13 protein-coding genes are annotated in these 13,905 nt (G+C 68.3%); 11 read left to right on the forward strand and 2 right to left on the reverse strand.

Annotated elements, in window-relative coordinates; genetic code table 11:
• Nucleotides 1-328 precede the first annotated feature (328 nt).
• A complete protein-coding gene (gene uvrA, locus Q8Q85_07565; protein ID MDP3774114.1) occupies nucleotides 329-3,181 on the forward strand; it encodes an excinuclease ABC subunit UvrA in 2,853 nt (950 codons plus the stop codon).
• Between the two features lie 318 nt (nucleotides 3,182-3,499).
• Entirely contained in the window at nucleotides 3,500-4,342 is an 843-nt protein-coding gene (locus Q8Q85_07570; GenBank protein MDP3774115.1) for an endonuclease/exonuclease/phosphatase family protein, read from the forward strand.
• Nucleotides 4,343-4,370: 28 nt separating this feature from the next.
• Here Q8Q85_07570 and Q8Q85_07575 read toward each other — a convergent pair whose 3' ends face one another.
• Together Q8Q85_07575 and Q8Q85_07580 are read right to left on the reverse strand one after the other, a co-directional pair.
• Nucleotides 4,371-4,970 carry a hypothetical protein gene (locus tag Q8Q85_07575; GenBank protein ID MDP3774116.1) on the reverse strand — a complete coding sequence of 200 codons (600 nt, stop codon included), beginning with the start codon at nucleotides 4,968-4,970 and terminating at the stop codon, nucleotides 4,371-4,373.
• Complete coding sequence (locus Q8Q85_07580; protein MDP3774117.1) at nucleotides 4,967-7,777, reverse strand: hypothetical protein; 2,811 nt, start codon at nucleotides 7,775-7,777, stop codon at nucleotides 4,967-4,969. Before Q8Q85_07580 ends, Q8Q85_07575 begins: the two co-directional genes overlap by 4 nt.
• Before the next feature lie 496 nt (nucleotides 7,778-8,273).
• On the opposite strand from Q8Q85_07580, the gene Q8Q85_07585 reads away from it, so the two are divergent.
• The 9 genes from Q8Q85_07585 to Q8Q85_07625 all read left to right on the forward strand — a co-directional run bounded on the left by Q8Q85_07585 (nucleotide 8,274) and on the right by Q8Q85_07625 (nucleotide 13,893).
• Nucleotides 8,274-8,543: a hypothetical protein gene (locus Q8Q85_07585; GenBank protein ID MDP3774118.1), complete on the forward strand. Its 270-nt coding sequence runs from the start codon at nucleotides 8,274-8,276 to the stop codon at nucleotides 8,541-8,543.
• A 2-nt stretch (nucleotides 8,544-8,545) separates the two neighbouring features.
• Nucleotides 8,546-8,836 (forward strand): hypothetical protein, encoded by a 291-nt coding sequence (locus Q8Q85_07590; protein MDP3774119.1) that lies wholly within the window; start codon nucleotides 8,546-8,548, stop codon nucleotides 8,834-8,836.
• 1 nt (nucleotide 8,837) lies between these two features.
• Nucleotides 8,838-9,191 (forward strand): hypothetical protein, encoded by a 354-nt coding sequence (locus tag Q8Q85_07595; GenBank protein MDP3774120.1) that lies wholly within the window; start codon nucleotides 8,838-8,840, stop codon nucleotides 9,189-9,191.
• Between the two features lie 48 nt (nucleotides 9,192-9,239).
• Nucleotides 9,240-9,635 carry a YbjN domain-containing protein gene (locus Q8Q85_07600; protein MDP3774121.1) on the forward strand — a complete coding sequence of 132 codons (396 nt, stop codon included), beginning with the start codon at nucleotides 9,240-9,242 and terminating at the stop codon, nucleotides 9,633-9,635.
• A 6-nt stretch (nucleotides 9,636-9,641) separates the two neighbouring features.
• On the forward strand, nucleotides 9,642-10,427 hold the full coding sequence (locus Q8Q85_07605) for a PspA/IM30 family protein (protein ID MDP3774122.1): 786 nt from the start codon (nucleotides 9,642-9,644) through the stop codon (nucleotides 10,425-10,427).
• Nucleotides 10,428-10,433: 6 nt separating this feature from the next.
• Nucleotides 10,434-11,558 carry an AI-2E family transporter gene (locus tag Q8Q85_07610; GenBank protein MDP3774123.1) on the forward strand — a complete coding sequence of 375 codons (1,125 nt, stop codon included), beginning with the start codon at nucleotides 10,434-10,436 and terminating at the stop codon, nucleotides 11,556-11,558.
• Between the two features lie 23 nt (nucleotides 11,559-11,581).
• On the forward strand, nucleotides 11,582-12,649 hold the full coding sequence (locus Q8Q85_07615; GenBank protein MDP3774124.1) for a DUF1611 domain-containing protein: 1,068 nt from the start codon (nucleotides 11,582-11,584) through the stop codon (nucleotides 12,647-12,649).
• Between the two features lie 135 nt (nucleotides 12,650-12,784).
• Nucleotides 12,785-13,084, forward strand: coding sequence for a hypothetical protein (locus Q8Q85_07620; protein ID MDP3774125.1), 300 nt, complete (start codon nucleotides 12,785-12,787; stop codon nucleotides 13,082-13,084).
• Nucleotides 13,081-13,893: a hypothetical protein gene (locus Q8Q85_07625; protein MDP3774126.1), complete on the forward strand. Its 813-nt coding sequence runs from the start codon at nucleotides 13,081-13,083 to the stop codon at nucleotides 13,891-13,893. Before Q8Q85_07620 ends, Q8Q85_07625 begins: the two co-directional genes overlap by 4 nt.
• The last annotated feature ends 12 nt before the right edge of the window (nucleotides 13,894-13,905 follow it).

Consider the following 13,905-nt stretch of genomic DNA (forward strand, 5'->3'; position numbering starts at 1 on the left):
GGCGGAAACGGTAGACGCAGCACACCGGTAATGTGCGGGGCGCAAGCCCATGGGAGTTGGGCGCAGTCGCCGCAAAGCGGCGACCGCACCCGGCCTCGCAGCCGCTGCGCGGCGGCATCGGCTCGAATCTCCCCATCCGCACCCTGGCTATTGACTCGGCCAGAAGCCGAGCACATACTCGGCCTACATTGCGGGTGTGCCGCGTGGCCAGCTTCAGCCACGCTCGAAGGGGTCTCGGCCAAGCCGCGGCCCTTTTGCGTCTACCGACACCCCACACCCCACACCCTCCCGTTGAATCACGCCCCCCATTTCACTACACTCAGAGGCTATGCCCGATGACCGCCTGATCGTTCGCGGCGCCCGCGAGCACAACCTCCGGAACATCGACGTCGAGATCCCCCGCGGCTCGCTGACCGTCATCACCGGCCTCTCCGGCTCGGGCAAGTCCTCGCTCGCCTTCGACACCATCTACGCCGAAGGCCAGCGCCGCTACGTCGAGTCGCTCTCCGCCTACGCGCGGCAGTTCCTCGGCCTGATGGAAAAGCCGGACGTGGACGCCATCGAAGGGCTCTCCCCCGCCATCGCCATCGAGCAGAGGACCGCCGGCCAGAACCCGCGCTCCACCGTCGGCACCATCACCGAGATCTACGACTACCTGCGCCTACTCTACGCCCGCGCCGGCACGCCGCACTGCCCCAACGACGGCTCGCCCATCCAGCGCCAGTCGGCGTCCCAGATCACCGACATCATCCAGGGCTGGCCCGCCGGCACCAAGCTCGAGATCCTGGCGCCGCTGGTGCGCGGCCGGAAAGGCGAGTTCCGCGACCTGTTCGAAGAGGCGCGCAAGGCGGGCTTCGTGCGCGCCCGCGTGGATGGCAAGGTCTACGAACTGGACGCCGTCCCCAAGCTCAACCGCCGCCAGAACCACGACATCGCGATCGTGGTGGACCGGCTGGTCGTGGTCGAGGGGGACCGCCAGCGCCTCGCCGACAGCATCGAAACCGCGCTCCGCCAGGCCGACGGCGTGGTCGAGGTGGTCCGTCACTCTACACCCCACACCCTACACCCTACACCCTTTCTCTTCTCGGAACGCTACTCCTGCCCCAAGTGCGGCCTCTCCCTCCCCGAGCTGGAGCCGCGCCAGTTCTCTTTCAACTCTCCCTTCGGTGCCTGCCCCGAGTGCGCCGGCCTCGGCACGCGGCGAGAGGTCAACGAGCAGCTCGCCCTCGGCGACGCGAGCATCTCGATCCTCGAAGGCGTCGTGCTCCCGTGGGGTGAGCCTAGCGGGTACTTGCGTCGCGTGGTGCTGCCGACGCTGGCCAAGGAGCTGCACTTCGACCTCAACGTGCCGTGGGGCAAGATCCCCGCGGCCGCGCGCAAGGCGCTGCTCTACGGCCTCGGCGAGAAGAAGCTCAAGTTCCGATACGAGAGCGAGAAGACCCGCGGCGAATACGAGTCGGTGTGGGAAGGCATCCTCCGCAACGTCGAGCGCCGGTACAAGGAGACCACCTCGGACGGCGTGCGCGAGCAGCTGAGCGAGTACATGACGCTCCGGCCTTGCTCGCTCTGCGAGGGACGCCGTCTCAAGCGCGAGAGCCTCGCCGTTCTCATAGACGGCAAGAGCATCGGCGAAGTAGTGGAAATGTCGGTCGGGGACGCCCTGGTCTTCGCGGACGATCTCCCGGTCCGCTCCAACGGCAAGCCGGGACTGGATCCCGACATCGCCGGACCGATCCTCAAGGAAGTGCGCGACCGGCTCCGCTTCCTGGTGAACGTGGGCCTCGACTACCTCACCCTCGGACGTTCCGCTGGTACGCTCTCGGGCGGCGAATCGCAGCGCATCCGGCTCGCCACCCAGATCGGCTCGAGACTCGTGGGTGTGCTCTACATCCTCGACGAGCCGTCCATCGGTCTGCACTCGCGCGACAACGGCCGCCTCCTCGCCACGCTCAAGGAGCTGCGCGACCTCGGCAACACCGTGCTGGTCGTCGAGCATGACGAGGAGACCATCCGCGCCGCCGACTACGTCGTGGACCTTGGCCCGCGCGCCGGCCGCCACGGCGGCGAGCTCATCGCGTCAGGGCCGTTAGGCGAGATCCTGAAGAGCGAGCGGTCGCTCACCGGGCGCTACCTCCGGCGAGAGCTCCGCATCCACGTTCCGTCGTCCCGCCGTTCCGCCGTTCCGTCCCGTACCGTCCGCGTCATCGGCGCGCGGCAGCACAACCTCAAGAACCTGACTGTGGATTTCCCGCTCGGGCTCTTCGTTGCCGTCACCGGCGTCTCGGGCTCGGGCAAGTCCACCCTCGTCACCGACATCCTCTATCAGGCGCTGGCGCGGCACTTCTATCGCGCGCAGGTGATTCCCGGCGCGCACGACCGGATCGAGGGGCTGGATCTCATCGACAAGGTCATCGACATAGACCAGAGCCCCATCGGAAGGACGCCCCGCTCGAACCCGGCCACTTACACCGGCCTTTTCACCCCGATCCGCGACATCTTCGCCGAGCTGCCCGAGGCCAAGATGCGCGGCTATGGGCCGGGGCGGTTTTCGTTCAACGTGAAGGGCGGGCGGTGCGAGGCCTGTCAGGGCGACGGCCTGGTCAAGATCGAGATGCACTTCCTGCCCGACGTCTTCGTGCCGTGCGAGGTGTGCCGCGGGCGCCGCTACAACCGCGAGACGCTCGAAGTCCGTTTCAAGGGGAAGTCCATTGCGGACGTGCTCGACATGACGGTGGCCGAAGGCCTCGAGTTCTTCACCAACCAGCCGAGGGTGCGGCAGAAGCTGGAGACGCTGAACGACGTGGGCTTGGGCTACCTCCACATCGGCCAGAGCGCGACCACTCTCTCGGGGGGCGAGGCTCAGCGCGTCAAGCTCGCCACCGAGCTCAGCAAGCGCGACACGGGCCGCACGCTCTACATCCTCGACGAGCCGACCACCGGCCTCCACTTCGAGGACGTGCGGCTGCTGCTCGAGGTGCTGCACCGGCTGGTGGACAAGGGCAACACGGTGGTGGTGATCGAGCATAACCTCGACGTGGTGAAGACCTCCGACTGGATCATCGACCTCGGGCCGGAGGGCGGCGAGGCGGGTGGGACCGTGGTCGCCGAGGGGCCGCCCGAAGCGGTAGCGCGCGAGGCGTCGAGCCACACCGGGCATGCGTTGCGAGCGGTGCTGAGGTAGCGGAGGGCCTTCAGGGCCTGCCTTCGCCGAGCGCGGACTTCAGTCCGCGTCGTCCCGCGACTCCTCAGGCGTACTGACACAATGTCGTCGGACTCCGTATACCCCCCAGGACGCGCAGGCGTCACCGTCTGGGAGCCTGCTGCCGCTCGCTGGCGTCGTCCGCCGCGTCGGCCTGGATTGGGCGTTAGGCGAAACCTCCGCGGTGCCGCTCGCGCCACTCGTGGTGGCCGCCCGCACAGGGTTAGCGGGCCGGTGCGCGCAGCCGCTCGCATCGCGTCCAGCCATTGCGCCACCGGTGAGCGGCCCTAGTCTTCAGGCATGCGTGTTCGCGCCGTCGCGTTGCTGACCGGTGCAGTGCTGTGCGCGGCCTGCCATACGCCCTTGAATTATCTGGGGACGCAGGGGCCGCGTTACGCCGGCGGGCCCGCCGCGATGCCGGCAGCCGGCTCGGCCGGTCCGCTCCGAATCGTGACCTTCAACGTGAAGTACGCCCGTCGCGTGGACAGCGCCATCGTGGTGCTCGAGTCCGAGCAGTCACTGCGCGACGCGGACCTCATCATGCTGCAGGAGATGGACGCGCCGGGTACCGAGCGCATCGCTCGCGCGCTGGGCCTCGGATACGTCTACTACCCGGCCACGGTCCATCCTGGGACGCGCAATGATTTCGGGAACGCGATCCTCACCCGCTGGCCGATGGTGAGCGACGCCAAGATCCTCCTGCCGCATCGTGGCCGCGGCAGCGGCACCGCCCGAGCGGCGACCGCCGCAACGATCCGCGTCGGCGGCAGACTGGTGCGCGTCTACTCCGTTCATCTGGGCACGCCCACGGAGATCGGCCCGCGCTCGCGCCGCGACCAGATCCTCACGATCCTCGCCGATGCCGAGGGCTACCCGCAGGTCGTCGTGGGCGGAGACATGAACAACCATGAGCTTGGATACATGGTGCGGGACCACGGTTACCAGTGGCCGACGGAGCGCGGTCCAAGGACCGGCCGTCTGGGTCGCTGGGATCATCTCTTCCTCAAGGGATTCCACGCGGTCGGTGGCGACGGAACGGGCACGGTGCTGGACAACCGGGGCGCCAGCGACCACCGGCCGGTGTGGGCCTTCGCCGCACCGGAGGCGGCGCCGTCGGACTCGGCACCGGCCCCGAAGCCCTAGCGCGAGGTAGGTCATGCGATGCCGGCGGTCAACGCCGGATCCGGCGCGCCTCGAACGTGATCACCAGCCGCACCGAGACGAGCAGGCCGCGGTGCTTGACGGGCCACGGCAGCTTGGGCGATCCGGAGAGAGAGTACTGCGCCTCCGGGATGAGCGTTACCCGTGACAGCGGCACGTGCACGGCCACACCGGGTGCCGCCAGGAACTGCCCATCATGGCGGGAAGATCGCGTAGCAGTGGCGCCCGCACCCTGGGTCGCGGTCTGCGAGAACCGCACCGCTCCAACGCTGACCCCCGGCACGATCTCGACGCCCCCCACCGGTACGAGCACGCCCAGATCCACGGCGTACAACTGCACGCGGGTGCGGACGCGGGTGGCGGGTGAGGCCGGCAGGCTGGATGGGTAATCGGTGGTGGCACCGGCATGATAGGCCCATCTGAGCCCGATGTAGGTGAGCCTGCCCGCCGCCAAGCCGAACACCAGGCCGGCGCCGGGTCCGTAGGCGCGTCCCGTTCCGTAACTTGCGAGCGCGCCGAGCTGCACCTCGCCCAGCTGGGCCTGCAGCGCAGACGCCAGCGGGAGCAGCGCCGCCACGACGAGGCCGCATCGAGTGAGGCGCCGGCTCACAGGCCGTCCTTGGCGACCCGCGCGATGCGGCGCCGCAGCTCGCCGACCGGCGGAAGCAGCCGGTCGAGCGTCTGCTGATCGTCCACCCACCTGACCGTGCCCATCATGAACACCAGGTCGATGAGCGGCACCAGAGACTCGGCGCCGGTGAACAGCACGCCGACCTCCCCGTCCATGAACATTCCGCGGTAGTCCTGGTTCTGCGAGCCGACCATCGCGAAGCTCGCGGCGCCCGGCACCTCCCGGGCTTCCGCGAAGATGAGATCGGCGATGCGCCCCAGCGAATCGGGCAGCCCGCGATCATTCGCGTAGTCGGCGCGGGTCGCGTACGTCGCCTGGCGATGCTGCAGGTACATCGACATGAACCGCGGCCATTCCGGAGAGCGCGTGATCGCGGTCAGGAATGCGCGCGTGGCTACGAACTGCACCTTGTGGTGCAGCTTGGGCGTCACCGGCGCGGCTGTGTCGTTCGGGGACAAGGCGGCGACCTGCCGGCCGGCCGCAGCGACCACGGGCACCAGCGCCGGAGCGAACGGCAGCAGCGCCTGGAGGAATGCCGTCGACCCGACCCCGTTCGCCCACCGGTCGGCACGGCTCGCGAAGCCGTTCGTATCAGGTGGAAGCGCGTACAGCCCCACTCGCAGGTCTCCGCCCGCAGCGTTGATCGCATCGCCGAGCTCGCCACGAACCAGCAGCAGCCGCGTGAACAGCTCGTGCGCGCGCTCCAGCTGCGGAAACCCGGCGCTCGGTGCGTTGTCCCGCGCCGGCGATACCACCAATGCGTGGCCGCCCCGAAGCGCCGCCCCCACCAGCAGCGAACCGAAGAAGGTCGAGTTCCAGAGCGAGTCGGGGATCTTGAACACCGTGCCGGGAGGCATCAGCGAGTAGAGCACCGCCTTCGCGACGTTGAGCGGCTTCGGCAGGTAGCCGGTTCCGTTCATCAGCGCCATGGCGCGCGTGTCGAATCGGACCGCATCGGCAGACTCCGCGGCGCTCCTGACGGCCATGGCGGTGAACGCCTTGGGTCTGAGCGGTATGGGAATGGCTCGTTCGGGCATGCCCTGGCTCAAGAGCAGCTCACGCGCCTGGCGCCTGAGCTCGAGCAGTAACGGGCCCTCGAGTATCAGTGACCGGTCGTCCCAGCCCGGACCGAGGTATTGCTGCCCGACCCCCATCCCCGTGAGGATCGCTTCGCCGCGATACGGATCATCCTCGGTCACGTCCCGGAACGCGATCTTGCGGTGATCGCGCATGATGTCGTCCGGGTAGCCGAACACGCTCGATATCAGTCCGCCGCCCCAGAACGACGCGTCGGGGCGGTTGGTGATGTTGACGTGGACCTTGATCCGGTTGTGCAGCCAGCCCTCGCCGTATTCCCTCGCCTCGGCCTGCAACACCCGGGAACGGTCCACGGCCCGGCGCAGCCGGTGCAGCGCGCTGTCCAGGTGGGCGACCTGCCGCGGCTGTGCTTGGCCCAGACTCGGCGAGGCGCGGAGCGGATCCTCCAGAATGCTCATGAGAATGTGCGAGCGGCGCTGCTCGTAGTAGTGCTGGTCCAGGAAGACGAAGAACGACGGCAGAGTGCCGGTCGAGTCGTACGCCTCCACCCGGTCCGCCAGCGCCGCCAGGTAGCCGTCCACTACCTGAGCGAACGCAGCCGTGTCGAGCCCGCCATCCGTTATCGCCGGAAAGTCGTGGATCCAGAGCACGTGGTAGTCGCGTGTCTGCCGGATCATCCGCAGCAGCTCCTCGTGGAATCCCAGGTTGGCGACGTAGGAGAGGCGGTTGCGGTCGGTGAATCGCACGCCGGTGGCGCGCTCGATGAGCGCGTCCAGCTCGGCCTGCTCGTCGTGCTCCTCGGGAAGCAGCGCATACTGGAGCGGCAGCCATACCAGCCGCGGATCATCCCATTCCCGTGACGCTCGGCCGCGGATCTCTTCGAGTATCTCGGTCAGGCGCTGGAATACGAACAGCACGGCCTCGGTGCGGTTTTCCGCGACCAGGCCCGGCGTCGTGACCAGCCGGCCGAAGCGCCCACGGGCCGCGAGACTCAGGTCACTGAGGTTGTCCCGGCGCCGTTGGCGGCCCAACAGGGCGTCGTATGGAAGGAGCACCTCCGCGAGTACGACCTCGCGGCTGAGCCGGGCGAGCTCGCGGCCGGTCGCTGGGTCCCCGGACGCGAGGGCGAAGGCGCGTTCGACCTCCGCATGGAAATGGCGGACTTCCTGCTCGGCGCTTCTGGCGGCAAGGTGCCCGCGCATCTCGGCCAGGTATCGCCTGGTCCTGGCCACCGCAACGGCGGCGCGGCGGCCGTCCTGGTCCAGGAACGGCGCGACTGTCCGCCCGATCCACTCCGCGGAGATCCGAATACCCTCCAGCGCCGCCGCGAGCTCCGGATCGTCCGACCGGTGGTCGGCCGGCATCCGAAGAGCGCCCGACACCACCACATGACTTCGGACCGGCCGTCCTCTGCCGGCGAGGGGATCGCGGAGCGGCGCGGAGACTCCGAGCAGAAAGGAGTGGCTCGACAGCGGGTACCAGTCCATGCGTAGCCGCGTACCGCGCGTGAGCAGGCCTCCGCGGCGCACCGGCGTGTGGGAGGTGACCAGCATATCGACGCTGCCGGTGCGCAGGTTGTACTCCGCTCCGATCCCCGTGCTCAAGTACGGCACTTGCAGCATCCCCCGCACTCCGCCCTCAGGCCGGCCACGGCGCACGCCGCCCCAGGCCTCTACGCCGACTTCGGCCATTCCGGTGACAGGGTTCAACAGCGAGCGCAACGCTCCGGCTTGGGCACGGGCCAGCACGTCGTCGGATGGACCGTCCAGCCAACCACCGGCGCTGACACCCGCTTGCCAGCGCCAGAGTCTGGGCTGGCCGAGCGACGCAGTGCGGCCGCCGGCCTCCAGCGGGATGGGAACCTGCGAGTACAGTTTGGACGCCGACCAACGGCATGTCGCGGAAAGCGCGACAAGGAATGAAGTGACGACGCGGTGGCCGGTGCGGACGCTCACAAAGACTCGGTCGCGGGAGGTTAGGGTAGAGTTATCGTCTGACTCGTGCCTCGGCAAGCTGAACTGGCGTTCGCTTCTCGGTATCCGGGGCTTCCAGCCGAGCCCTGGTCGCCTGCTGGCGGCCCCCGCCAAGTAGGCCTAGATTGGGCGCTTAGGCGAAACTTTCGGGGGTTGGGGCCGTTGTGATGCGGGGCTCGGGCCGAGTTTGGGTTTCTACACCCTACACCCCACACCCTACACCCTGTTTTCAGGAGCCGTCTCCATCAGCGGTCCGGAAATCCTCATCCCGATGTCGTTCTTCCTCGTCGCGGGGAGCGTGGGGTTCTCGTTCTCGCCCATCGGCCGCGCCATCGCCCGCCGGCTGGGCGGCGCCGGGCCGGACGGCGAGGCCCAGCGAGAGGTCGCTGCGCTCCGCGAGGAAGTGGATCAGTTGCGTGGCGAGCTGGCGGAGATGCAGGGACGCGTCGCTGAGCTGGACGACCTGCACAACCGCCTCGACTTCGCCGAGCGGCTCATTGCCCAGGTGAAGACGAAGGGCGCCTTGCCGGGGGAGAAGTAAGGATGCCGGTCGAGATGGTCGTCCAGGAAGTCCTGACGGCACTGATCGTGGGCGCGACCTTTGTCGGCCTCGCGTTCAGCCCGCTCGCCCGCGCGCTCGGCAACCGCATCATGCACGGTAAGGTTCAGCTGCGGGGCGCCGGCAGTGACGATCCGCGGGTGGACGAGCTGGCGGACGAGGTGTCGGTGTTGCGTCGCCAGATCGGCGACATGCACGAGCGCCTCGACTTCGCGGAGCGGATGCTCGCGCAGGCGCGCGACAAAGGCGCACTCGGCCCGGGAATGGAGCGCTAGCGTGCAGACGCCGGCCCCCCAGCTCCCGCCCATGCCGCCGATGCCGCCGGAGTTCCACGGGATCATGACGGGGGACGACATCGTCACGATCGTGTTCTTCTCGCTGATGGGAGCCGCGGTCATGGTGTGGCTGGTCGCGCGCGGACCGATCGGGCACGCCATCGGCGAGGTCATCAAGCGGTGGCTCGGCGGCAGCCGTCAGGACGTGGGACAGCTCGACGACCTCAACCACCGGCTGGACGCGATGCAGCACCAGCTTGGCGACCTGGCCGAACGGCAGGACTTCGCCGAGCGGCTGCTGGCCCAGGTGCGCCGCGACAAGGCCCTCCCTGGCGCATCGGACGTTGTCGGGTGAAATATTCAGGCACGGCGGCGCGTACGGGCCTTACCGGAAGGAGCAGTCATGGTCACACGTGAAGACTTGGAGAGCTTCATCGCTCGCCTCGAGACCGATGGCGTGCATTCGCGCGAGGTCGAGCCCGGTCTCTGGGTGCTCACCCAGAACAGTGACGGGCCGGAGGTGGTGGTCCACTTCAACCCGCCGGTCGCGGTGCTGCGGGTGAAGGTGATGGAGCTTTCCCCCAAGCAGCAGAAGGCCGAGCTGTTCCGGCACCTCCTCGAGCTGAACGCGACGGACATCGTGCACGGGTCGTACGGGATCGACGGCAGCAACGTCGTCCTTTCCGACACGCTCGAGCTGCAGAACCTCGACTTCAACGAGTTCCAGGCCAGCTACGACTCGATGATGCTGGCGCTGGCGTCGCACCTCGCGACGCTTGCCCCTTTCCGCCAGGCGTGAGGCGTCATGGGAATCTTTGACCGTTTTTCCACGGTGCTCCGGTCGAACCTCAACGACCTGATCTCGCGTGCCGAGAACCCCGAGAAGATGCTGAACCAGCTGGTGCTCGACATGCGGAGCCAGCTGGCCAAGGCCAAGCAGCAGGTCGCCTCCGCGATCGCGGACGAGAAGAAGCTCCAGGCGCAGGTCGAGCAGGAGAAGAAGCTCGCCGAGGACTGGGAGAAGCGGGCGATGCTGGCGGTGCAGGAGGGTCGGGATGACCTGGCCAAGCAGGCGCTGCTCCGCCACGCCGAGCATATGCAGAACGCGGCCCAGCTCGACGAGACGTGGCGCAAGCACGCCGCCGAGACCGAGTCGCTGAAGAACTCGCTCCGGGCCCTCAATGACAAGATCGAAGAGGCCAAGCGCAAGAAGAACATCCTCATCGCGCGGGCGCGGCGCGCGGAGGCGCAGCAGCGCATCCACGAGACGATGTCGTCGATGAGCGACAAGAGCGCCTTCGAGACCTTCGAGCGGATGAGCGAGCGCATCGAGCATAACGAGCGCAAGGCGCTCGCCTCGGCGGAGCTCAGCGAGGAGCTCGACGGCGACCAGTTGCAGCGGCAGCTCTCCCAGCTCGAATACAAGGCCGACGCCGACACCCAGCTCCTGGCCCTCAAGCAGCGTATGGGTCTTCTCGGTGCAGGGAAGGGCGAGGCCTCCAAGCAGCTCGGCGCGGGCAAGAAGGGGTCCGACATCCGCGACGCCGAGGTCGTGGAGGAAGCCGACGACGAGCCGAAGCAGGGGGCCTAGGCGACGGTGACGGACGCCGTCCCCTCCACCAGGCGGGCGGTGCCCTTAGTGCTGGTTCTCCTCGCCGCCGCGGTCCTGCTGCTGCTCTACCGCATCGCGGAACTGATCCTCATCGCCTTCATCGCGGCGCTGATCGCCGTGTATCTGGGCGGGATAATGGACATCCTGTGCCGGCGCCTGCGGCTGCCGCGGGGGCCGGCGCTGTTTCTCGCCCTGTTCCTGACGCTCGCCGCGCTGTCGGGGATCGGCGTCCTACTCGCCCCTGCCGTGGCGCAGCAGACCCAGGACCTCATCGCAGCCATTCCGCGTTACCTGACCGAGCTGGACCAGATGCTGCGCGGCCTCGCCGCGCGCTACCCGCTCTTGAGGCGCACCGGCATCGCCTCCACCGAGTCCGGTCTCGTCACCACGCTCCTCACCGAAACGATGGAGTTCCTGCGCCGCGGCGTGGTGGGCTACGCCACCGCCACCGGCAAGCTCGTCATTGACGGCATCGCCGTGATGGTCATGGCACTCTACCTGGCCTACCGGCCGTCGCTCTACGCCGACGGGGTCGTCGCCTTGGCGCCGCCCCGGCACCGCAAGACGGCGCGCGCCATTCTCGCCGACTTGGGCCTGACGCTGCGCGCCTGGGTGGGCGCCCAGCTCCTCGCCATGGTCGTGCTCGCCCTGTTCACCGGCCTCGGGCTGTGGCTGCTCGACGTCCCGTATTGGCTGGCGTTCAGCATCTTCACCGGTGTCCTCGTGATGGTGCCGTTCTTCGGCACGCTCGTCTCCACGGTCCTCCCGGCGCTACTCGTTCTGGGAGATCGGGGCGTGCTGCCCGCCCTCGCGGTAGCGTCGGTGGGCGTGATCGTCCACGTGATCGAGGCCAACCTCGTCCACCCGATCATCATGCAGCACCGGGTGGCGCTCCCGCCGGTGCTCACCATTCTGAGCGTGCTGGTGATGGCCAAGATGGGCGGCGTGCTGGGCCTGCTCGTGGCGGTGCCGACTCTCGCCACTGTCATGGTTCTGACCCGGCACATCCTCATTTTCCAGGTTTACAATGAAAGCCCCGCGGGTGGGACTCCACACCCGCCCGCGGTCTTGAGGCCGAGCCGCGAAGTGCAGGCTGCAACACCCCCCTGACAACCGACACCCGGCACATTTGGATGCTCGACCCCAGGTACCTGATCATCGCCGAAGGCGCCTTCGGCCCTGAGACGTCGAAGACCGCCAACTCCGCCGTGCGCTATCTCCCGGAGCGCATCGTCGGAGTTCTGGACAGCGCGGCCGGCGGCCGCACCTGTCAGGAGGTGCTCGGGTTCGGCGGCGGGATCCCTGTAGTGCGGACCATCGACGAAGGGTTCGCCCTCGGCCCCTCGGCGGTCCTGATCGGGATCGCGCCGGCCGGCGGCCGGCTGCCGCCGGAGTGGCGGGCGTGGATCCTCGCCTCCATCGACCGGGGGCTGGACGTCTGGAGCGGTCTCCACACCTATCTCACCGACGACGCCGAGCTCGCGGCGCGGGCCGCCTCGAAGGGCGTGACGCTTAAGGACCTGCGCAAACCGCCGCCGAAGCTCCCGGTGTCCGACGGCAGGGCCAAGGGGGTGAGCGCGCTCGTCGTCCTGTCGGTGGGAAGCGACTGCAACGTCGGGAAGATGACCGCGCAGCTCCAACTGGTGCGCGGGCTCGAGGCGCGGGGGCTCCGGACGCGCTTCGCGGCCACCGGGCAGACGGGCATCCTGATAGCAGGATGGGGAATCGCGGTGGACGCGGTGGTCGCCGACTTCATCGGGGGCGCGGCTGAACAGCTGGTCCTCGAAGCCGCGAACGGAGCGGACGTGGTGCTGGTCGAGGGCCAGGGGAGCCTCATTCACCCGGGCTACTCGGGCGTGACGCTCGGTCTGCTCCATGGCTCGTGCCCGAAGGCGATGGTGCTCTGCCATCAGAGTTCGCGCGAGTTCATCGGCGACTACAGCGGCCGCACACCGTGGCTGCGGATCCCTCCCTTGAGTGAATTGGTGCGCATCTACGAGTCCGCGGCGGCGCCGGTCCAACCATCCAAGGTGGTCGCCATCGCGCTCAACACGTACGACCTCTCGGACGCCGAGGCGAGGGCCGCGGTGGCGCGCGCCGCGGCCGACACGGGTCTTCCGGCGACCGATCCCGTTCGCTTCGATGCGGCGCCGCTGGTTGACGCGATCGCAGCATTCGCGAGGAGCCTGCCCTCCGCGTAAAACCGCGCCGAAGTGCGGTGTTTTCGATACCATGCTTTTTCATGACGCTGCTATGTTCGCGCCGCCTCGGAAAACCGGGGCGGCGCGGTGCTTTTCCGCGCCGGTTCTTCCACCTCCGCAACAAGGAGTCGGCGGATGGGCATCGCAGAGCGGGTACTCGTGTTGGTGGTGGATGGGCCGGTGCGGTTGGCCGCGCGGATCCTGGCTGAGCGCTATCCCGAGGTGTTGAGCGACGGAGGCTCGCTGAGCGTGGTCATCGACGGACGGGAGACGCCCGAGGGCGTCTTCGCCTTCTGTCGGGAGCGGCGTATCAGCGTGAAGGCCTCCTGCGTCCTTTCGAGGGTCGCAGCGCATCGCACCGCGGCGGGCGCCTTGCCTACGTCGTCGCCGTTCGGCGCGACGAACCATCCATCTTCTCAGGAGGCATGGCAATGAAGAAGGCAGGCATCATGGCGGCCGCGGTGGGCGGGGTGCTCGTCACACTGGCGGTGATCGCGGGCTGCGGGAGGGACATCGGCGGCTCGGCCACCGACGTGACCGGGGCCGGAAGCACTCTGACCAATGGATCGAGGATCCGTGGCAGTGTCGTGGAGCAGGTGAGTGCCCTGGTTCCGACGGTATCGTATCGACCGGAACCGACCCGGCGCGACTTCTTGGCGGTCGTGCGCAATGGTCAGGCCACGCTCGATGGCGGCGCCATCGCGGTCAGTCGAGGCCTGGCACGAGGGACGAGCGACGTGGAGTTCACGGATCGGGAGGGGCGGCACGCGAGGCTGGTGGCCCGCTCGTCCGCTCCGGGCCGGCCGGCCGAAGGGTTCCAGGTGTACCGGGACGGGCAGCTACTGGTGGACGTCGCGTTTCAGTGGCAGAATCTCAACGGTGCCTGGGTGCTCGGCCAGCGTACCCTCACCGTGTACGATCACGGGCAGGCGATGCTGCGCCATACCCGGGCTGTGGACGGAGCGACACTGGCGAGTGCTCAGGTCGGCGTACCCCGCTTTGACGGGCAGCGGTCGCTGCTGTCGATCCTGTTGCCCCAGCGCCTCGAGGCGCAGTGGTATCGTTGCCTGGGCGAGGCCACAATGACCGTCGTGGCCGCGGGGGTCGCGGGTGCCGCAACGGCCGCGTTCATAGCTGCTCCCAGCCCTGTCACCGCCGCAGCCGTGGCCACCGCGATCGCGTTTTACGACAAGACCATGGACGCGTATCTTGACTGCGTCTACGAGATGCCTTCGGACGGGTAGACTGGGGGGTAG

The organism is Gemmatimonadales bacterium (assembly GCA_030697825.1).
Taxonomy (GTDB): domain Bacteria; phylum Gemmatimonadota; class Gemmatimonadetes; order Gemmatimonadales; family JACORV01; genus JACORV01.

Coding starts and splice junctions, on each gene's coding strand:
- uvrA (MDP3774114.1), top strand. CDS start 329: ATGCCCGATGACCGCCTGATCGTTCGCGGCGCCCGCGAGCACAACCTC.
- Q8Q85_07570 (MDP3774115.1), top strand. CDS start 3,500: ATGCGTGTTCGCGCCGTCGCGTTGCTGACCGGTGCAGTGCTGTGCGCG.
- Q8Q85_07585 (MDP3774118.1), top strand. CDS start 8,274: ATGTCGTTCTTCCTCGTCGCGGGGAGCGTGGGGTTCTCGTTCTCGCCC.
- Q8Q85_07590 (MDP3774119.1), top strand. CDS start 8,546: ATGCCGGTCGAGATGGTCGTCCAGGAAGTCCTGACGGCACTGATCGTG.
- Q8Q85_07600 (MDP3774121.1), top strand. CDS start 9,240: ATGGTCACACGTGAAGACTTGGAGAGCTTCATCGCTCGCCTCGAGACC.
- Q8Q85_07605 (MDP3774122.1), top strand. CDS start 9,642: ATGGGAATCTTTGACCGTTTTTCCACGGTGCTCCGGTCGAACCTCAAC.
- Q8Q85_07615 (MDP3774124.1), top strand. CDS start 11,582: ATGCTCGACCCCAGGTACCTGATCATCGCCGAAGGCGCCTTCGGCCCT.
- Q8Q85_07620 (MDP3774125.1), top strand. CDS start 12,785: ATGGGCATCGCAGAGCGGGTACTCGTGTTGGTGGTGGATGGGCCGGTG.
- Q8Q85_07625 (MDP3774126.1), top strand. CDS start 13,081: ATGAAGAAGGCAGGCATCATGGCGGCCGCGGTGGGCGGGGTGCTCGTC.